Origin of the sequence: Paenibacillus oenotherae (assembly GCF_019443105.1) — a bacterium.
GTDB lineage: Bacteria > Bacillota > Bacilli > Paenibacillales > Paenibacillaceae > Paenibacillus_Z > Paenibacillus_Z oenotherae.
Map to the genome: position 1 here is coordinate 198,469 of NZ_JAHZIJ010000001.1, position 19,416 is coordinate 217,884.

Genomic DNA, 19,416 nt, shown 5'->3' on the forward strand with positions numbered 1-19,416 from the left:
TTACAATTTCGTAACGATAAAGTTCGTTGTTTCAACATTGATTAATTTCCCTTCGGAAAACTCCTCAAGCTTTTTGTTGATGAGATTCAACAGCTTCGTATTCAAGTCGTCCTTGCCCTTCGAGCCCTTCAGCTGTTCCGGCGTCATATCCGATAACGTGCGGATGATGATCGGCTTGATCTGAATATCCTTAATCTTGTCGAAATCTTCTTTGGTCGATTTGTCATCAAGCTGGAATGCAAAGCCCATAACGCCGATGTATTCCGGATCTGCGAGGTTCGTCTTAATGTCGGCAAGCTCGCTCGTCACCTCAACGCGCTCATCAGCATCCAGCTTCTTCATCTCTACATTATTGGCGCTGTTTGCTGCATTTGTTGCCGGATCATTGGAATTGTCGCCACCCAAAATCGAATTAAACAAGATGACTGCTACTATCGCGATAAGGGTAATGGCGAGCAATATCGTGATCAACCAAGGTAGCATCTTTTTCATGTTATGGTCCCTCCGTTGGCTCGCTCTTAACGGTCGCCGCATAGACACCGATAGAACGTAGGTATTGTTGAACGGAGGCAATCACTTCCGCCGCTTTTTCCAATACAATTATTTTTTTCCCCGTTGTTAGCGTAATTAGTGTGTCCGGCGTTTCTTCAATCATCTCAATAAGCAGCGCGTTGATATGAAATTGTGTTCCGTTCAAACGCGTTACAGCGATCATGAGCTTCCTCCTTAACCTAGCAGGGAGGCAGGAGCGCCTCCCTTGTGGTTATTGGCCTATCGTTTTAAGTTAACGACTTCTTGTAAAATTTCATCTGAAGTTGTAATGATACGCGAGTTCGCTTGGAAGCCGCGCTGCGAAACGATCATTTCGGTAAACTCGGAAGTCAGGTCTACGTTGGACATTTCCAATTGACCGGAAATGATTGCGCCAGTACCTGCTTCAATATCTCCAGCGAACGTAATCGTCATATCTCCCTCAGGATTCGCATTCTGCGTCATGCGGTACAGATTGCCTCCAAGCTTCTCAAGCCCGCCTGGGTTGACGACTTTCATAACGCCGAGCTGTGCTGCTACTGCGCTTGTTCCGTCTGCATTAACTGCGATAATGGAACCATCCTGCGCAATCGAGAATGATTTCACTTCTGCTGGATCAAGAATGATTGGCTCGCCCCCTGAACCAAGAACGAACATTCCGTCTCCATTAACAAGCTGGCCGAGAGCGTCCACTTTAAAGTCGCCAGCGCGAGTTAAAAGCTGAGTTGTGCCGTCATCAGGTGAAACGACGAAAAATCCATCTCCATCGATCCGCACATCAGTAGGAACATTCGTCGTCATAGCAGAGCCAGGCGTATGCAGCGTATCGATTGAGCCGAGCGCCACACCGAGACCGACTTGCTTCGCATTGACGCCGCCTGTCGTACCCGCTTCCGGACGGGTTACACCGGCAACAGATTGGCTAAGAATATCCTTAAACATAACGCGACCTGCTTTGAAGCCAACCGTATTCACGTTCGCAATATTATTACCAATAACATCTAGCTTAGTTTGAAACCCGCGCATACCCGAAACACCGGAATACATCGATCTTAACATGTGATTTTCGACCTCCTAAGAGTTTTCATGAAACTTCGTGAATATACTTCCCAGCGAGTAAAAACTCACTTCGTAAGCATAAGCTTAGTTTTTATGAAACTTCGTTTGTTACACTTACAAGCCGCTTCCATCGATCCGCGGCTCTATCGGCCTCCTATCAAGGTCCAGCCGTTCAAGATACCACTACAGCACTGTCGATTTGGGTGAACACATTGCCGTGCATGGATTTGCCGTCCATAGCAGTGACGACCGTCCGACTCGGCACGTTAACGATCATTGCAATATCCCCATATAGAACAAGAGAATCCTTTGCTCCTTTGGCAGCTGCCTGATCGATCGCATGTCCGATCTTCGATAACGTCTCCGGCTTGAAAGTAATGCCGCGTTGTTCCATTCGAAGCTCTGCGTGATGACTAAATTTAATAATATTCCGATCCAGCACTTCTTTAAATGAAGGAATACCTTGTACATTCTCTTGTTGTGCCGGTTTACGTATTCCCGTATTTGCACCGCTTAATCGCAAATGGCCGATTTTCATGGGTTCATTCATTTGGCAGGCTCACCACCTACACTGATGGCTACGATTTCTTCAAGAGGCACCTCGTTCTCGCCCACCTTAGCGTATTGCTTGCCATCCCGAATGACAATTCCATCGACAGTACCGTATTTAATAATTGTTTCACCAGTTTCCGACTTGCTGTACCAGTCGACATCCTTGCCAATCATGCTGGATGCCATTCCGAGATTCTGACGAAGCTTCGTCATATCACCGGCCATATTCATCAGCTGCTCCACGGATGAGAATTGTGCCATCTGAGCAATAAAATCCTTATCCTGCAGCGGCTGCATAGGATCCTGGTTCTTCAACTGGGTAACCAGAATTCGCAGGAAATCATCTTTGCCTAGTGTATTGTCCTTCGCCTTGGCTGTTGCCAGCTTAATATTGCTGCTGTCATAGTTAGGCCAAACATTGCGTGTGGAAATATTATCTGCTGACATTTGTGCTTCACCTCCGTTCTAGGGCGATCAAAGATTGGCCTTCTAACTTAAGCCATCGTATTAATCCCCCTGCCGAATCCCATATCACGATCGACAGCTTGCTCGACTGATGTCTCTTCCAGACCGGTATCGAAACCATTGATTTCTCCGATGGAATCATCCTTCGATTTGTTTCGCTTCGTTTCTTGCTGCTCTCTTCCGTTATGGCCTTGACGGTCCTGGAAAAGATTCGCTTGAACGGAGCTGTTCGAAACCTCAAGCTTGTCTACCTGCAAACCGTGGGATTGAAGCGCCGAACGAAGCTGTCCCAATTGATTCTCCAGCAAATCCTTGGCTGTTGAATTATCTGCAATAAACATCGCAGTCAATTGACCGTTCTGTACCGATATGCGGACATCAACTTGTCCAAGCTGCTCAGGGAACAACGTGATGCGTGCTTCGGAAATACCATTGACAGTCGTTAGATTGAACTGTTTAACGACAAGGCCCTGCATCGTTTCTGCAAATTGCTGTACTGGCACAGGCTGCGCAATAATCGTCTTCGCCGCATGGGGCTGGCGTTGAATATCCTGGCTTCCTGGTGTCAGCCCAGCAGCAGCTCCTGTACCTGCAACCTCTACAGGCAGTTCAACGATTGGAGCCGTTTCTTCCTGTGTCGGAACAACCGCCATTAAACCAACATGGAATGATTGCTGCGCCATTCGATGCAGATGAGAATGAGAAGCCGGAACGCCTTGCATCGTGCGAAGAGCAGCCGTTGTCTCTTCATTCAGAACGACATTCAAGCCAGTAGTTGGATGGATCAGCCCTTCACCATCCAGCAGCCCTTTAATTGCCAGCAGCTGCTTGCCGATGACAGCGGATTGCTCGCGGTTGATGACATCGCTTTTACCCTGCTTCAGGAACGAACGCAGGTCTGACAATGCATCATGAAGTGCTGATTTCAATACCTCAATGGATTGCGGATTTTCACTCGCAAGTGCAACAGATTCAGTATTAACCGTGTTCTGTTGTCCGTTGGACACTGCCGCTTGCACGGCTGCCTGCACATTCGCCAATACTTTCACCGCAAGCTCCGAAGCCTCCGCCTCAACCGTTAGCTCACCAGCAGTTGGAGCATTCGCAGCGATAGGCTGCTGCGTCGTTGCAGGCACTGCGCCAAGCAGAGCTAACAGATTATCCAGCTGCTCTAGCGCACTTTCGAGATCTGTCTCGGAAAGCTTCGCCTCTTCACCTTCCCCATCGGCACCTTCCAGCTTCGCCAGCAGACCTTCAATCGCTGTAATGAGATCGGCAGTTGTCAGATTTTCTCCTAATAGAGAAGCCATCGCGTTGACAACAGCCGTTCCCCCTGCCGCTTCTCCTGCGACTTGCGATTGACCGCCTTCAACTGCAACTCCTGCGATCGTCTGAACGAGAGTTTGACCAAATGAGACGCCATCGGCACTTTTCGCTGCCGCACCCCCTTGCTGAGTTGGTGCTGAGCTTGTTGCCACTTGAGAAATGGACATTTGCATACATTTCACCTCCTTTCCTAATTAGAAGGGAATGATGTAATTACTTCCCGGTCATCAGCTTGGATACGAGCTGTGCAGTCACCGCTTCATTCTTGTCAGACATCGCCGCAATAATGCTGGAACGGGAGGTATCATCAACCGCGTTCAATATGCGCAGCACTTTACTTGCGCTTACTTCCGACATTTTGAGAAGCAGCTCGCCGGCGCTCTTAGGATCCATATTGGAGAACGTTTCTTTCAGCTGCGTTTTGTCCAGAACCGTTTCCGGCTGCTGTGCTGCAGTTGTCTGCTGCTTGACCCGAGCCTGCAAGGCGGCAATCTGCCGATCCTTCGCTTCCTTGATATCCTTCAGCATGACAGTCACATCTGCTGCCCGCTTGGGGTTCATCTTCTCAAGAATTTTGACACGATCATCCGGACGCATGGAATCAAGTACCAGAACCGCCTCTTCCAATTCCATTGCTGCTAGAATAGGAGCTGCCTTACTAGGAGTAATTTTGGCATACATGCTGGCAAGCTCAGTGATCTTGTTCTGATACTGCTCCTCATCCAGCTGCACTTCTTCATTCACACGCTTCAACTGATCCACTTGACCCTGCAAATCTTTAATTTGCTGAGCTTGCTTTGTACTCTCTCCAACTGCCTTGGTCAGCTCTGCTTCCTTGGCCGCAAGCACAGATTTCAATTCATCGATCTTCGCGGTGGAATTCTCATTCTTGAGCTTCTCCTCATCCACAACATCTCCCTCTTCAACTGCCGGGTCTGGCAGCACGGAGCCCAGAAAAGGGATTGAATTGCCGATTTCAAGCGCTTTGTTGCGGAGATCAAAATTGAACAAAGTAACCAGAACACCTAGCAGTACCAGGGTGAAGAGTATCGGTGTAACAAAAAACATAAATCGTTCAAACCCACTATAGCCTTGCTTTTCAATATCCAAGTCCGCCACGATTATCCCTCCCTCGGACGTCTGTCCGATTCGACAAGCTTGCCTTTTGTTATGGGGCCGGAACGATGAAGCGGACCGTAGCCAACTCATCCAGCTCATTTTGTTCCTTCGATTGCACAACGGCACGGAATCGATCCAATGCGCGTTCCTTCGACTTCTGCCACACCTTCTCATCCTTCATCTTATCGGACAAGAAATTACGGCGGTCATCCACTTCCCTCTGCGCCTTCTTGATGTCTGTAAGCTTGCGCATAATGCAAGTGTCGACATGATCAACATACTGCTGCATAACAAGAATTTCGGAAAGCGGCACTGCAGTCGATGACGCTTCCTGCAGCCGCTGGCACCATTCTGCGCGTTCCTCATACAAATTTTGCAGCGTCAGCTCTTCAGAGCGCAGCTTGCCGAGAGCAGCTGACAACAGCCATTCCGCCTGTGTCTTCTCGCTGGACTTCAAGTCAACAACTTTTTGGTACGCATAATGAAACCTGGCCATCTAATCAATCAACTCCTATGAAATTCGATGACGAGCCTCTCTAACGCTTCCAGATAGTCTACCTTCTCAGATGTCTTCTGGCGAGTAAATGAGCGAATCGCTTCGCTGTTGTCAATCGCTTTATCAATTTCTGCATTGGAGCCGCGCTGGTACGCCCCAATATTTATGAGATCTTCCGAATCCTTATATATAGCGAGCAGCCGCTTTAATTCGTTCGCAGCATCCTGCTGTTCTTCCGGCACAATATCCTTCATGACCCGGCTTACTGAGGCAAGTACATCAATGGCCGGAAAGTGCCCTTTGTTCGCTAAATCCCGGGTGAGTACAATATGACCGTCCAAAATGCCCCGTACAGCATCGGCAATCGGTTCATTCATATCGTCACCATCGACCAGCACGGTATAAAAAGCAGTGATGGAGCCTCGCGGTCCCGTTCCCGCCCGTTCAAGCAGCTTGGGAAGATTAGCGAATACCGAAGGTGTATAGCCCCGTGTTGCAGGAGGCTCCCCTATGGCAAGACCGACTTCCCTCAGCGCCATCGCATAGCGTGTAACAGAATCCATCATGAGCATGACATTAAGTCCGCGATCCCGAAAATATTCTGCTATTGTCGTTGCGATCAATGCGCCTTTAATCCGGATCAATGCAGGCTGGTCAGAAGTGGCTACTATAACGACCGATCGTGACAGCCCTTCAGGACCAAGGTCCTTCTCAATAAACTCAAGAACCTCGCGGCCCCGTTCACCAATCAGCGCGATCACATTAACATCAGCGGAGGTATTGCGGGCAACCATGCCCAGCAATGTACTCTTGCCGACACCAGATCCGGCGAATATACCAACCCGCTGTCCTCTGCCGATCGTCAGCAAGCCATCAATCGCACGCACACCAATACTGAGCGGTTCAGTTACACGCGGTCGTGAGAGCGGATTGCTTGGCGCGTTATGTGTCGAATAGTGGGGCATTCGGCTGGAGATGTGCGTTCCGTCCAGCGGCTGGCCTAGCCCGTCCAACACTTTGCCTAGCAAGTCAGAACCGACTTGAACGGTCAGCGGCTTGCCGGTACCGACTACATCGCAGCCAGGTCCAATGGACTGCAGATCACCAAGCGGCATAAGGATGACCTTATTGTTCCGGAAACCGACCACTTCCGCTTTCAGCGGCTTGGCCGTCTTGGCCGGATAGATGTAGCACACATCGCCGATGCTGGCGTCCGGTCCTTCTGATTCCACCGTCAGTCCGATAACCTGGGTTACTTTACCGTTCACACGCACCGGATCAATCGGCCCCATATGCTCGATATATTTGGCAGCATCCAGCATTTTAGCTCTCATCGGCGTTCCCTCGCTCTTCGGCATGCAATGCAAGCCCGACAAGCTCACGCTTGATTTCGGTTAGTTGCGTATCGATTCTGGCATCAATGCTGCCGAATGCGGAACGGATTACACAGCCGAAATCTCTGACCGTAATATCAGGAACAATCTGCAATTCGGCCTGGGAGTCAATCGCCAGACTCAGCTCCTCACGGGCTGCTTGTACGAATGTCAGCTGGTTCGGTGATACACACAGTGTAATTACGCCTTGCTCACGTCTTCGTGCAAGCGATTTGCGGATAAGCTCAAGTGACCAATCTGGCGACACTGTAAGCTCCTTGCAAATAATTTTCTCGGCTATTGCTGCACTAAGCTCGACTAGAAAGGGCTCAGCCTCCATAATAATCTGCTCTTTCGTTTCATAGGCCGAATCCAATATTGATCTCGCTTCGATCAGCATCGCTTCCCATTGTTCTTGAACTTCTTGCTTGGCTTGATCAAAGCCTTCATCATATCCAAGCTGATACCCGTCTTGCCGGATTAGTCCAAGAAGCTCCGTGTCCTGTTCACGGCGTTCTTCCCACCAAGCCTCAATTTGCGACTTGGCATCACTATACATGACTTCAATCTGGGCGCCGGTTTCCTGAATCCGCTGTTTGGCGAACTGCTCGGCATCCGACAGAATCTGATCCCTAAGCGATATGGTCTCTTCGTCAGGTCCAGCCGGCTCGGCACTGGCTTCCAATTCGGGTGCCGGTTTCAGTACATACTTGTTATACCATTCCAGCCGCTTCATATCTTCGACCGAGATAACGTCCGTTGATTTAAACAGCCTAGACAATGATATCATCTCCTCCGCCGCGTGCGATGATGATCTCGCCAGCTTCTTCAAGCCTGCGGATCGTCGCTACGATGCGAGTCTGAGCTTCTTCAACATCACGCAGCCGGACAGGTCCCATGTACTCCATTTCTTCCTTGAATGTCTCTGCCATACGCTTGGACATATTGCGGAAGATCGCTTCGCGCACTTCTTCGCTCGCAACTTTAAGCGCAAGCTGAAGGTCGGCGTTCTCGATATCGCGAATGATGCGCTGGATGGAACGGTTGTCGATGTTGACGATATCTTCGAAAACAAACATGCGCTTCTTGATTTCTTCTGCAAGCTCGGGGTCCTGAATCTCCAGAGCATCCAATATCGTACGCTCGGTTCCCCGGTCTACGCCATTTAATATTTGAACAATTGATTCAATACCACCCGCACTGGTGTAATCTTGAGTAACGGTAGCTGAAAGCTTCTGTTCCAGAATGCGTTCAACCTGCGAAATAACTTCAGGTGACGTGCTGTCCATTAGAGCGACGCGCCTTGCAACCTCCGCCTGCTTGTCCTGAGGCAGTGACGACAGAATCTGTGCGGATTGTTCCGCCTGAAGGTACGAAAGGACAAGTGCGATCGTTTGGGCGTTCTCATTCTGAATGAAATTGAGAATCTGGCTGGCATCCGCTTTGCGTGCAAAATCGAAAGGACGAACCTGCAAGGTAGCCGTCAAACGATTAATGACTTCCTGCGCCTTCTGCTCCCCGAGAGCTTTCTCCAGGATTTCCTTCGCATACGTGATACCGCCTTGAGATATATACTCCTGAGCAAGGCATATCTGATGGAACTCACCAAGAATCGTCTCTTTATCGGTGCTGTCTACCTTTCGCACATTGGCGATTTCAAGCGTAAGCTGCTCGATTTCTTCATCACGCAAGTGCTTGAAGATTTGAGCGGATACTTCAGGGCCCAGCGAAATTAACAAAATTGCTGCTTTTTGACGTCCACTGAATCCTTGTGATACTTTCGCCAACTAGGCCACCTCTATTCATCAACAAGCCAAGTCCGGAGCAAATTAACAAATTCATCCGGTTTGCGCTTCGCAAGGCTTTCGAGCTGCTTGCGCACTTGACTTTCATTATTCACATTGTCGAAATCAATGGTCGGATATTCAACCTTGCCCGGTACGATAATCTCCTCTGCATTTTCAGCAGCCATTTTGCGGCGGCGGAGAATAACGAAGGCAAGTCCGCCGATCAGTGCCAGTGCGGCAAGACCGATACCGACCAGCCAGGCTGTCGATATGCCTGCAGCTGAAGTTGAAGCGCTTCCTTCTGCGAAGGTTTGACCGATGATTGAAACTTTTTTGCCTATAATTGCGTCATCATTGACATCTTGTCCTGATTCAACCAGTTGGGTGCGAACGAGCGATGTCAGAAAGCTGTTGATATCAGTTCTTGCCGCTTCGTCCAGCTTGCTCTTCTCCACACCAACGCTGATCGCAAGATCTTTAATGACATAAGGACCAGATTCAATAAGGTTGTTGATGCGATTCACTTCGTAATTGACGGTGCGTGTGTTCTCCTCTGATTCCGAACCGCCTTGGCCCGTCGCCTGATAACCTGGAACATCCGTTTCTCCCGTTCCGGCAATTCCACCTGCATCGCTTGATCCCGTTGCAGACTTGGAAGTCGTATTCTCGCTTATAATAATGCCGTTATTGTTGTTGTTCGGGAGAGGCTCGACAAGATTCTGATCTGATTTCTTCTTGTCGAAATTGAATGTGCTCAGGACATTGACTACAAGATTCTCTGAACCAACAATAGGTCCAAGGAACTGCTGAATACTTCTTTTCAGATCGCCTTCATATTTCCGTTGAATTTGGAAATGCGTCTCCAGTGTCAGCGCGCTTCCTGCACCTTCTCCGCCAACCTCGGCAGAAGCGATCAATTCGCCCTCCGGGCTAGAAATCGTAATATCCGCTACTCCCAGATTCGGGACAGATGTTCGAACCAGGTTGTAGTAGCCGTCTACTTCCTTCTGGTTCGGACGATAGCCGTTATTAAAGGTGATCATGATGGAGGCCGATGCCTTCTGCTTCTCTTCGGTTGATAGAAACACACTTTCTTCCGGCAAATTAATGAGAACGTTGGATTTCTTAACCCCTTGCATATCGTTGAGGAGCTGCTGAATTTCTCCGTTCAAGGCGTTGCGGTATTTCACATCAAATTCGCGATCCGTTGCACCGAATGGCGATGAGCCTTCGCTAAAAATATCGAAGCCGATGGAGCCGTTCTGCACGAGCCCCTGCGAGCCAGCCTCTACTTTCACTTTGTCCGCGTTCGCCGTAGGCACTAAGATGCTCTTGCCGCCATTGGCTAGTTCGTACGGGATGCCGCTTCCGTCCAGATAAGCCATAACTGCTGCCGCATCTGTCGTATCCAAATCTTGAAAGGCGAGCTCATACTCTGTCTTCGAGAAAATGAAGGTCAGCAGGATGATTGACAACAGCAAAACCCCTGCCGTCGCTCCTAGCCATATTTTTTGCTTTTTGCCTATTGTGTTCCAATATTGAGATATTCTCGCTCGATATTGGGCCAATTTCTCATTCACACTTCCACCTCACTCTTATGCTTTACCGCGTCTCGAGCGCAATTAGAGCTGCATACGCATTATTTCCTGATAAGCCTCGACGACCTTATTGCGAATTTGTGAGGTTAGCTGCAAACTGAGCTGTGCTTGCTCGGAAGCGATCATGACCTCCGAAACATCGACCTGACCGATCAGATATTTATCATTCATAGCGTGAACGTTCTGCTCTTGCGCGCTCACACTATCCAGGGCATTCTGCAGAAATTCGCCAAAGCTCTTCGTCATGTCAGCTGGCGTCTTTTCTTTCACCGCATTGGATTCCGTCAAGCGAACCGTTTGCACAGGATTAAACATGGTCTGATTGATCAACGACTTTTCCCCCAGTTAGATTTTATTTTCCAATCTCCAATGCTTTAGTGAACATGGCTTTAGACGCATTCAAGGCCGTTACGTTTGCCTCATATGCCCGTGATGCCGAGATCATATCGACCATTTCTTTCAGTACGTCCACATTAGGCATTTGTACATAGCCATTAGCGTCAGCGTCGGGATGAGTCGGATTGTAGACCAGCTTGGAAGGTGACCGATCCTCGGTAATTCGGGTTGCTTTCACACCTTGAGAACTACTTCCTGATCCGCCAAGCTGCCCATTCAGTACCTCCGAGAACGAGCGGTTCATCGGTTCCAGGACGACCATTTTCCGTTTGTAAGGTTCGTAGCGGCCGTTGACGAATTTCGCTCTCGTTGTTTCCGCGTTAGCGATATTGGAGGAGACAACATCCATTCGAAGCCGGTTAGCCGTTAACGCCGAGGCGCTGACATCAAAACCATTCGTAAGCCTCAAAATCTAACCTCTCCCTTCAATTCCTGTTCTCATCATCTTCACTTGATGGTTCACTTGACCGATATAAAAATTGTAGTTCAGTTGGTTCTTCGCCAGCAGCGACATTTCGCGATCGATATCAACATTGTTTACATTGTTGTTCATAACGCTCAGTTGATCCGTCACAACTTTCGCTCGGGGCGTCGTTCCTGAAGATCCGATGACGAAATGTCTAGGATCTGAACGAAAACCTGCAAGTTGTGGTGCGCCACTGCCCATGGATTGTTCCAAAAGCGATTCAAATAGTACCTCTGAACGTTTAAATTTCGGCGTGTCTGCATTAGCTACGTTGTTAGCAACTACCCGTTGACGCATTTCTGCAGCACTAATTGCACTTTCCAGCCTTCTAAATTCCGGGCCATTCAACAATTTCACTGAAAAACCCCTCTTTCTTCTCGAATGTCTTTGTAAGGTATTCAACAGAATCTCTCGCATTCCTTCTTCTTCGACAAAAGATTATTAAAAAAATGAGAGAGAGATGTCGATCATTGCCGACAAATCTATTATTCCTCAACTTCCTAATTTATTACAATGAGAAAAAAGCCCTATCTTTTGTAAAAGATAGGGCTTCGAAACAGTAACATCGACCTGTTTTAAGAAACATTGTTCCGGTTTAATTTTTTTTCTTATTCAGCTCCTGAATTAGCTGGCTGTTAAGCATTCTGATATAGGTCCCCTTCATGCCCAGGGAGCGAGTTTCTATAACTCCCGCGCTCTCCAGCTTGCGTAGCGCATTCACAATAACAGAGCGGGTAATACCTACACGATCAGCGATTTTGGAGGCGACAAGCAAACCTTCCTTGCCATCCAATTCCTCAAAGATATGTTCCACCGCTTCCAGCTCGCTAAAGGAGAGGGAGCCTACCGCAACCGCCACTACAGCCCTGCTCCGCGCTTCAATCTCAATCTCTTCCGCACGTTCCCGCAAAATTTCCATCCCAACAATGGTTGAGCCATATTCTGCAAGAATGAGATCGTCATCGCCAAACGGGTCTGCACTGCGGAGTAGGACTAATGTACCAATTCGGTCACGACCGCCAACAATCGGCACAACCGTCATTTTTTCCTGTCCTGCCATCATCGGGAATGCTTCATACACCCCGGCATCAGGCTTGACATTCGTAACCGTTTCTTGCATGTTCATAAATCGTTCATTGCTCTCGGGGGAGAAACGCAGCTCAGCCGCCGGCATAGCCCGCAGCTGGTCATGCTGGAGAGGCCCTACTGCCGCGCAGCCAAGCACTTTGCCTTTGCGGCTGACAACAAATACATCTGCTTGTATCGTTGTGCACAGCACCTCCGCCATTTCCCGGAAATTGAGCGCTCCACCAGCCGCACGCTGCAGCAGCCGGTTTAGCGTTCTTGTTTTTGCTAGTAAAATCATTTCTTTGCCTCCTACTTTCCAATCCGCAACTCTACAAAATATATTGACTCAAATCGCGATTTTTCGCAATATTGCCTAACTTCTCACGCACATATTCCGGTGTGATGGTCATCTCATCCAGCTGCAGCTCAGGCGCCTCAAAGGAAAGATCCTCCAGCAGCTTCTCCAGAATCGTGTGCAGTCTTCTTGCCCCAATGTTCTCTGTGTTCTTGTTCACATCTGCTGCAATCAATGCCAGCTCGCGTATCGCCGCATCCGAGAATTCGATACGAATACCCTCTGTCTCAAGCAGAGCGGTATATTGCTTGGTCAGCGCATTTTTGGGCTCGATTAAAATTTTCACGAAATCTTCGAGACTCAGGTTGGTCAGCTCGACCCGGATCGGAAACCGGCCTTGCAGCTCGGGAATCAGATCGGAAGGTTTGGCCATATGGAAAGCTCCTGCCGCTATGAACAGAATATAATCCGTTTTGACAGGCCCATACTTCGTCATAATGGTCGATCCTTCAACGATTGGCAAAATATCGCGCTGAACGCCCTCGCGCGATACATCCGGTCCTGAGCCGCGTGAAGGACTGGCGATTTTGTCAATCTCGTCAATGAAGATAATGCCGGACTGCTCCGCACGGTTGACCGATTCAGAAATGACATCATCCATGTCAATCAGCTTGTTCGCTTCCTCCTGCGTAAGCGCTTTGCGCGCTTCCTTCACAGGCAGCTTGCGCTTCTTCGTCCGCTTGGGCATGAATTGGCCGAACAGCTCCTGCATGTTCATGTTCATCCCCATGCCTTCCCCGCCTTGACCCGACAACATATCAAGCATGTTAGGGGAGGTATCCTCAACCTCGATCTCAATGATCTCATTCTCCAGCTTGCCAGCTTCAAGCTGCTCCTTCACCTGCTTGCGGCGTTCCGACAGCGAGCCATCCTGCTCAGGCACTTCGTCGCTCTCTTTAGCCGCATTGCCGCCGAACAGCATTTCCAGCGGATTTTTTTGCGGCTTCGATTTGGACGAGGATGGGGCAAGCAGCGCGACAATTCTTTCGTTGGCAAGTTTCTCGGCTTTATCGCGCACCTTTTCTGTCTTCTCCGCCTTTACCATACGGATCGCAGTCTCTACCAGGTCGCGCACCATAGATTCCACATCACGGCCTACATAACCGACCTCAGTGAACTTGGTTGCCTCCACTTTAACAAAAGGCGCATTAACCAGCTTCGCCAGCCTGCGGGCAATTTCAGTCTTACCTACACCTGTCGGGCCGATCATCAAAATGTTCTTAGGAACAATCTCGTCACGCAGCGCTTCATCCAGACGGCTTCGGCGGTAACGATTGCGAAGCGCTACAGCTACTGATCTTTTCGCCTGCTTTTGACCTACAATGTATTTATCCAGCTCCGTCACGATTTGTCTCGGCGTCATTGCTTCATTAACCATTCATTATCCCTCCACCGGTTCGCGGACGTCCGCGGCTACTCCAACTCTTCCACAATAATATTGCGATTGGTAAAAACACAGATGTCTGCAGCAATTTCCAAGGCTGATCTCGCCATATCCTTTGCTTCAAGCTGCGGGGCATGCTTCTGCAGCGCACGCGCAGCAGCGAGCGCGAAGCTTCCGCCAGATCCGATCGCCAGCACACCGTCGTCAGGTTCTATAATCTCGCCATTGCCAGAGATGAGCAGCAGTCCGCTTGCATCCATAACGAGCATCAGCGCTTCCAGCTTGCGAAGCACTCGATCCGAGCGCCAATCCTTTGCAAGCTCTACTGCAGCCCGCTGCAAATTGCCGTGATGCTCCTCCAGCTTGCCCTCGAACTTCTCGAACAGCGATATGGCATCTGCTACTGAGCCCGCGAATCCGGCTATCACTTGCCCGCGGTACAATCGGCGAACTTTCTTGGCCGATTGTTTCATCACCATGCTATTGCCGAATGTTACCTGCCCATCGCCAGCAATTGCGCCCTTGCCGTTATGGCGAACCGCACATATTGTCGTCGCATGAAACTGCATTTCCATGGCATAGCTCCTCCTTGAAATCGATTAGTATTAGAGGCCAATTGTATATGTAGAAATGAACCAGCGGCTCGCAGTACAGCCCAGCCGCCGCTTCAGGTTAGACTTCGTTAAGCTGCTCCTTGAAACGCTCCAATCCCTCCAGAGCGCGGTTGGCTATTGCATCATTCTTATCCTTCTTGCTCTTCATCCGCTTATCCAGCGGCGGGAACAATCCGAAATTCGCATTCATCGGTTGAAAATGCTTGAAGTCCGCTGTCGTAATGTACTCCGCCATACTTCCAAGTGTCGTATCCGGCGGAAACACAACCGGTTCCAGACCTAACGCAAGCCTGCCGGCATTGATCCCTGCAATGAGCCCCGACGCTGCCGACTCTACATACCCTTCCACCCCTGTCATTTGACCGGCAAAGAACAGCGTCTCCCTGTTGATGGACTGGTACGTGGAACGGAGCAGCTTAGGTGAATTAATAAACGTATTGCGGTGCATAACGCCATACCTGACGAACTCAGCGTTCTCAAGGCCCGGAATAAGCGATAACACCCGCTTCTGCTCCCCCCACTTGAGATGGGTCTGGAAGCCAACCAGATTATACAGCGTGCCTGCCGCATTGTCTTGACGCAGCTGTACGACCGCATGCGGCAGCTTGCCGGTATGCGGGTTTACAAGCCCCACCGGCTTCATAGGGCCGAACAGGACGGTCTGCTTGCCTCTGCTCGCCATCACTTCAATCGGCATACAGCCCTCAAAATATTGCTCTTTCTCAAAATCTTTAATTTCGGCCTTCTCTGCCGTAATCAAGGCCTCATGAAAACGTTCGAATTCCTCTTCTGTCATCGGACAATTCAGATAGGCAGCCTCTCCCTTATCATAACGGGAGGCCAGATATACCTTGCTCATATCAATGGAGTCCTTCTCGACAATCGGAGCGGCCGCATCATAGAAATAGAAGTATTCCTGGCCAAGCAGAGCCTGAATTTGCCGGGAAAGCTCGGGAGCGGTGAGCGGGCCTGTCGCAATGACAACAATGCCGTCTGCCGGAATCTCCTTGACTTCCTCACAGCGGACATCGACAAGCGGGTGCTCGCTAAGCAGTTGTGTTACATTGCCGGAAAATCCATCGCGGTCTACAGCAAGCGCTCCTCCTGCCGGAACAGCATGGCGATCAGCGCAATCCAGAATAAGCGAATTCATCCGGCGCATCTCTTCCTTCAGTACGCCTACCGCGTTCGCCAGCCCGTTGGCACGCAAGCTGTTGCTGCATACAAGCTCAGCGAATTGATTCGTATGATGTGCCGGTGTTTGAGTTTCCGGACGCATTTCGTAAAGGGTAACAGGCACGCCCTGCGAGGCGATTTGCCAAGCAGCTTCACTGCCGGCAAGGCCTGCTCCAATGACTGTCACTCGTTGTGGTTGGGACAAAACATTTACCTACCTTTCATCAGACCCGGCAGAGCTTAAACCTCAATGCCGTCGTTCTCTTCGATAACTTCTTCGTTGAAATCACACTGGGTGCATTGATGGCGCGCGCCGCTGCGGTTCCGCTTCTCGACCAGGAGACTCTGGCATTGCGGGCATGGCTTGCCAACCGGCTTATCCCATGAGACATAATCGCAGCCCGGATATTGATCGCAGCCGTAGAAGAAACGTCCCTTCTTGCTGCGGCGCTCGATAATTTTGCCCTCGGCGCATTTGGGGCAAGCAACGCCGATATCCTTCACGATCGGCTTCGTATTCCGGCAATCCGGAAATCCCGAGCAGGCAAGGAACTTGCCGAAACGGCCCATCTTGTACACCATATGACTGCCGCACTTCTCGCATGTCTCTTCTGATATTTCATCTTGAATTTCTATCTCTTTCATTTCTTCTTCGGCAACCTCAAGACGCTTCTCGAACGATTCGTAGAAGGAGCCGAGTACCCGCACCCAATCTTCCTTGCCGTCCTCCACATGGTCAAGATCATCTTCCATATGGGCGGTAAATTCGACGTCAAGAATTTCCGGGAAGAACTCCTCCATAAGCTGGATGACAAGATCGCCAAGCTCGGTTGGAATGAACTTCTTCTCTTCCATAGCAATATAACCGCGCTTCTGAATCGTCTCCAGTGTCGGTGCATATGTACTCGGACGTCCGATTCCGATCTCCTCCATCGTCCTTACCAGCCTTGCCTCTGTATAACGAGGCGGCGGCTGTGTAAAGTGCTGCTTGGGATCAATCAGTTCAGGAATCGCAATATTGCCGACAGCCAGAGGCGGCAGAAACTTCTCCTCGTCTGTTGCGCCGTCGTCGTTTCCTTCGACATAGATCTTCATAAAGCCGTGGAACTTCACCTTTGAGCCCACCGCTCTGAACATTGCCGTTCCAACCTTCAAATCAACGGCCATCGTATCCAGTACTGCAGATGCCATTTGGCTGGCCACAAACCGCTCCCAGACAAGCTTGTAGAGACGGAACTGATCCCGGCTGAGAAACTCTTTCATCGTATCCGGGTCACGGAGTACAGATGTGGGACGGATCGCTTCATGCGCATCCTGAGCATTGCTGTTCTTCTTCGCATAGATCCGGGGCTGATCAGGCACGAACCTGGCGCCATACTTCTCTTCGATATAAGCTTTGGCCTCTTCCTGCGCTACAGGAGAAATCCGCGTGGAATCTGTACGCATGTAAGTGATCAAGCCGACTGTGCCTTCCTTGCCAAGATCAACACCCTCATAGAGCTGCTGGGCGACTGACATCGTCTTGGAGGCACGGAATCCCAGCTTGCGGGCAGCTTCCTGCTGCAAGGAGCTCGTAATGAACGGAGCAGCAGGATTGCGCAGCCGCTCCTTCTCCTTCACTTCCGCAACGGTAAAGGAAGACGTGCCCATCGCTTGCAGCACTTCCTCCACATCCTGCTGACTTCCGAGTTCCCGCTTCTCGCCTTCAATGGAATGGAATTTAGCCTCGAAGGTTGCGGATTCATGCTTGAGCTGTGCCGTTATTGTCCAGTATTCCTCTGGAATAAATGCGTCAATCTCATTCTCCCGATCAATAATAAGCTTAACCGCAACAGATTGAACCCGCCCTGCCGACAACCCCTTCTTCACTTTCTTCCATAGAAGCGGACTGATCTTGTAACCGACTAGCCGATCCAGTATTCTTCGCGCTTGCTGCGCATTAACCAGATCCATATTAATCGGTCTGGGCGACTTGAAAGCATCCTTCACCGCTTGCTTCGTAATCTCATTAAACACAACACGGCATGAATCGGTCTCATCGATCTCCAGATAGTGAGCCAAATGCCAGGCAATCGCTTCCCCTTCGCGATCCGGGTCAGCCGCGAGATATACTTTTTTCACTTTCTTTCTGGCATCCTTGAGCTCTTTGAGCACACTGCCTTTGCCGCGAATCGTTATATATTTTGGATTAAAATCATTATCAACTTCCACGCCGATCTGACTCTTCGGCAAGTCACGAATATGACCCATTGATGCTTTGACAATAAATTTACTGCCAAGATATTTGCCAATCGTCTTTGCCTTTGCCGGTGATTCGACAATAACCAGTGAATCCGCCATAGACGCGCCCCCTCTCCACAACAAACTACAATACACTATATATAGAACCACTATGCTGCTCGATCTTCCGTTTTATAGTTAAATTTATCAGAACTGCGTGCAAAAGTCCAAACGGCATTGAAGAAAGCTCAATAAGCTCATCCGTTGAACGCGGTTGATCCACTAGAAGCTGGAAAATATGCTCCTCCTGGGAAGTCAGCGGTTCCGAGCCTTTCGAGCCCCGTTCTCCCCCTGTCAGCCCTCCCGAAATGAGCCAGCTGTATTCCTCCATAATATCCACGATTGAGGTAATAAGCTTCGCACCGCTCCTGTTGATCAACCGGTTCGTGCCGATGCTTTTGGGTGAGGAGATTGTCCCTGGAACAGCGAATACTTCCCTGGACATCTCCAGCGCCATATCAGCCGTAATAAGCGAGCCGCTTTTCTCTGCGGCTTCAACAACGACAGTGCCAAGCGACAAGCCAGCAATAATGCGATTACGCAGCGGAAACAATCCGGGATGAATCGATGTTCCAAGCGGGGTCTCCGACACAAGGAGCCCACGCCCCGCGATTTCATTATAGAGTGACCGATTCTCAGCCGGGTATATGACATCAACAGGTGATCCAAGAACGGCAATCGTTCCGCCGCTGGCTCTCAGAGCGCCTTCATGCGCAATGCCATCAATCCCCCGGGCTAAACCGCTTACAACCGTAATGCCCTGCTCAGAAAGCCCTAAAGCAATATCCAGAGCAGCCTTCCGTCCATAAGCGGTCGGACCTCTTGTACCGACAATCGCAATCGAAGGCCGATTCAACAGCTCAAGATTCCCAATCGTATAAAGAACCCACGGCGGCTGCGGAATTTCGGACAGCAGTTCCGGATATCCGCCATCAAAGCGGGTAATAACATGGATTCCCCGTTTGTATAGTTGTTCGCAGCGACGGCCGATTTTGAGGTCTCCGAAAGCTTTCACAACAGCGCCCGCCTGCTCGGACCTCATGCCGACCGATGACATCCAGGCATTCGCTGTGAACCGTTGATAGCAATCCCAAGCCCCGTATTCAACCACCTTGCGGATGGTCTGCCAGCCGATTCCGGGCAATTCATGAAGCGTTATGATCATTTCCTTGCGCATTTCTCCATCTGTCACGGATGCTCCGTCCCTTCATAGGACGGCGTACATTCTTACCCTATTGTGCTTGAGCGTGATTCAGAATGCAAGCCGCACCTTAATATTAATAAAAAAAAGCAACCTTCCGAAGCCCATATAACGGGTCTTCCGGAAGGTTGCTTACCTTCTGTTTCAGCTATATATAATAGTAGAGTCAT

Annotated in this window: 21 protein-coding genes; all 21 read right to left on the reverse strand. The window is 49.9% G+C overall.

What is annotated here, in order from left to right:
- Window positions 1–492 carry a flagellar basal body-associated FliL family protein gene (locus K0T92_RS00875; protein WP_219870532.1) on the reverse strand — a complete coding sequence of 164 codons (492 nt, stop codon included), beginning with the start codon at window positions 490–492 and terminating at the stop codon, window positions 1–3.
- A gap of 1 nt (window position 493) precedes the next feature.
- Window positions 494–715, reverse strand: a complete 222-nt coding sequence (locus K0T92_RS00880) for a flagellar FlbD family protein (RefSeq protein WP_219870533.1) — start codon at window positions 713–715, stop codon at window positions 494–496.
- A 56-nt stretch (window positions 716–771) separates the two neighbouring features.
- Window positions 772–1,590: a flagellar basal body rod protein FlgG gene (gene flgG, locus K0T92_RS00885; RefSeq protein WP_219870534.1), complete on the reverse strand. Its 819-nt coding sequence runs from the start codon at window positions 1,588–1,590 to the stop codon at window positions 772–774.
- Window positions 1,591–1,762: 172 nt separating this feature from the next.
- On the reverse strand, window positions 1,763–2,140 hold the full coding sequence (locus tag K0T92_RS00890) for a TIGR02530 family flagellar biosynthesis protein (protein ID WP_219870535.1): 378 nt from the start codon (window positions 2,138–2,140) through the stop codon (window positions 1,763–1,765).
- Window positions 2,137–2,589: a flagellar hook capping FlgD N-terminal domain-containing protein gene (locus tag K0T92_RS00895; RefSeq protein WP_219870536.1), complete on the reverse strand. Its 453-nt coding sequence runs from the start codon at window positions 2,587–2,589 to the stop codon at window positions 2,137–2,139. Before K0T92_RS00895 ends, K0T92_RS00890 begins: the two co-directional genes overlap by 4 nt.
- 47 nt (window positions 2,590–2,636) lie before the next feature.
- Entirely contained in the window at window positions 2,637–4,106 is a 1,470-nt protein-coding gene (locus K0T92_RS00900; protein WP_219870537.1) for a flagellar hook-length control protein FliK, read from the reverse strand.
- Between the two features lie 40 nt (window positions 4,107–4,146).
- Window positions 4,147–5,052, reverse strand: coding sequence for a magnesium transporter MgtE N-terminal domain-containing protein (locus K0T92_RS00905; protein ID WP_219870538.1), 906 nt, complete (start codon window positions 5,050–5,052; stop codon window positions 4,147–4,149).
- A gap of 49 nt (window positions 5,053–5,101) precedes the next feature.
- Window positions 5,102–5,548, reverse strand: a complete 447-nt coding sequence (gene fliJ / locus K0T92_RS00910; protein ID WP_219870539.1) for a flagellar export protein FliJ — start codon at window positions 5,546–5,548, stop codon at window positions 5,102–5,104.
- 8 nt (window positions 5,549–5,556) lie between these two features.
- Window positions 5,557–6,882, reverse strand: a complete 1,326-nt coding sequence (gene fliI / locus K0T92_RS00915) for a flagellar protein export ATPase FliI (RefSeq protein ID WP_281423087.1) — start codon at window positions 6,880–6,882, stop codon at window positions 5,557–5,559.
- Complete coding sequence (locus tag K0T92_RS00920) at window positions 6,872–7,702, reverse strand: FliH/SctL family protein (protein WP_219870541.1); 831 nt, start codon at window positions 7,700–7,702, stop codon at window positions 6,872–6,874. The genes fliI and K0T92_RS00920 overlap by 11 nt, the downstream gene beginning before the upstream one ends.
- Window positions 7,695–8,708 (reverse strand): flagellar motor switch protein FliG, encoded by a 1,014-nt coding sequence (gene fliG, locus K0T92_RS00925; RefSeq protein ID WP_219870542.1) that lies wholly within the window; start codon window positions 8,706–8,708, stop codon window positions 7,695–7,697. Before fliG ends, K0T92_RS00920 begins: the two co-directional genes overlap by 8 nt.
- A gap of 11 nt (window positions 8,709–8,719) precedes the next feature.
- A complete protein-coding gene (fliF, locus tag K0T92_RS00930; RefSeq protein ID WP_219870543.1) occupies window positions 8,720–10,288 on the reverse strand; it encodes a flagellar basal-body MS-ring/collar protein FliF in 1,569 nt (522 codons plus the stop codon).
- Between the two features lie 42 nt (window positions 10,289–10,330).
- Window positions 10,331–10,636, reverse strand: a complete 306-nt coding sequence (fliE, locus tag K0T92_RS00935) for a flagellar hook-basal body complex protein FliE (RefSeq protein ID WP_246627781.1) — start codon at window positions 10,634–10,636, stop codon at window positions 10,331–10,333.
- Window positions 10,637–10,658: 22 nt separating this feature from the next.
- The gene (gene flgC, locus K0T92_RS00940) at window positions 10,659–11,111 is read right to left on the reverse strand and encodes a flagellar basal body rod protein FlgC (protein ID WP_219870544.1); all 453 of its coding nucleotides are present in this window, start codon (window positions 11,109–11,111) and stop codon (window positions 10,659–10,661) included.
- A gap of 3 nt (window positions 11,112–11,114) precedes the next feature.
- On the reverse strand, window positions 11,115–11,525 hold the full coding sequence (gene flgB / locus K0T92_RS00945; protein WP_219870545.1) for a flagellar basal body rod protein FlgB: 411 nt from the start codon (window positions 11,523–11,525) through the stop codon (window positions 11,115–11,117).
- Between the two features lie 238 nt (window positions 11,526–11,763).
- A complete protein-coding gene (gene codY / locus K0T92_RS00950) occupies window positions 11,764–12,534 on the reverse strand; it encodes a GTP-sensing pleiotropic transcriptional regulator CodY (RefSeq protein ID WP_219870546.1) in 771 nt (256 codons plus the stop codon).
- A gap of 31 nt (window positions 12,535–12,565) precedes the next feature.
- Complete coding sequence (gene hslU / locus K0T92_RS00955) at window positions 12,566–13,969, reverse strand: ATP-dependent protease ATPase subunit HslU (RefSeq protein ID WP_219870547.1); 1,404 nt, start codon at window positions 13,967–13,969, stop codon at window positions 12,566–12,568.
- 35 nt (window positions 13,970–14,004) lie between these two features.
- Window positions 14,005–14,550, reverse strand: a complete 546-nt coding sequence (gene hslV / locus K0T92_RS00960; RefSeq protein ID WP_219870548.1) for an ATP-dependent protease subunit HslV — start codon at window positions 14,548–14,550, stop codon at window positions 14,005–14,007.
- A gap of 97 nt (window positions 14,551–14,647) precedes the next feature.
- On the reverse strand, window positions 14,648–15,970 hold the full coding sequence (gene trmFO, locus K0T92_RS00965) for an FADH(2)-oxidizing methylenetetrahydrofolate--tRNA-(uracil(54)-C(5))-methyltransferase TrmFO (RefSeq protein WP_219870549.1): 1,323 nt from the start codon (window positions 15,968–15,970) through the stop codon (window positions 14,648–14,650).
- A 35-nt stretch (window positions 15,971–16,005) separates the two neighbouring features.
- On the reverse strand, window positions 16,006–18,105 hold the full coding sequence (topA, locus tag K0T92_RS00970) for a type I DNA topoisomerase (protein ID WP_219870550.1): 2,100 nt from the start codon (window positions 18,103–18,105) through the stop codon (window positions 16,006–16,008).
- Window positions 18,106–18,130: 25 nt separating this feature from the next.
- Window positions 18,131–19,237 (reverse strand): DNA-processing protein DprA, encoded by a 1,107-nt coding sequence (gene dprA / locus K0T92_RS00975; protein WP_343223605.1) that lies wholly within the window; start codon window positions 19,235–19,237, stop codon window positions 18,131–18,133.
- Window positions 19,238–19,416: the final 179 nt, after the last annotated feature.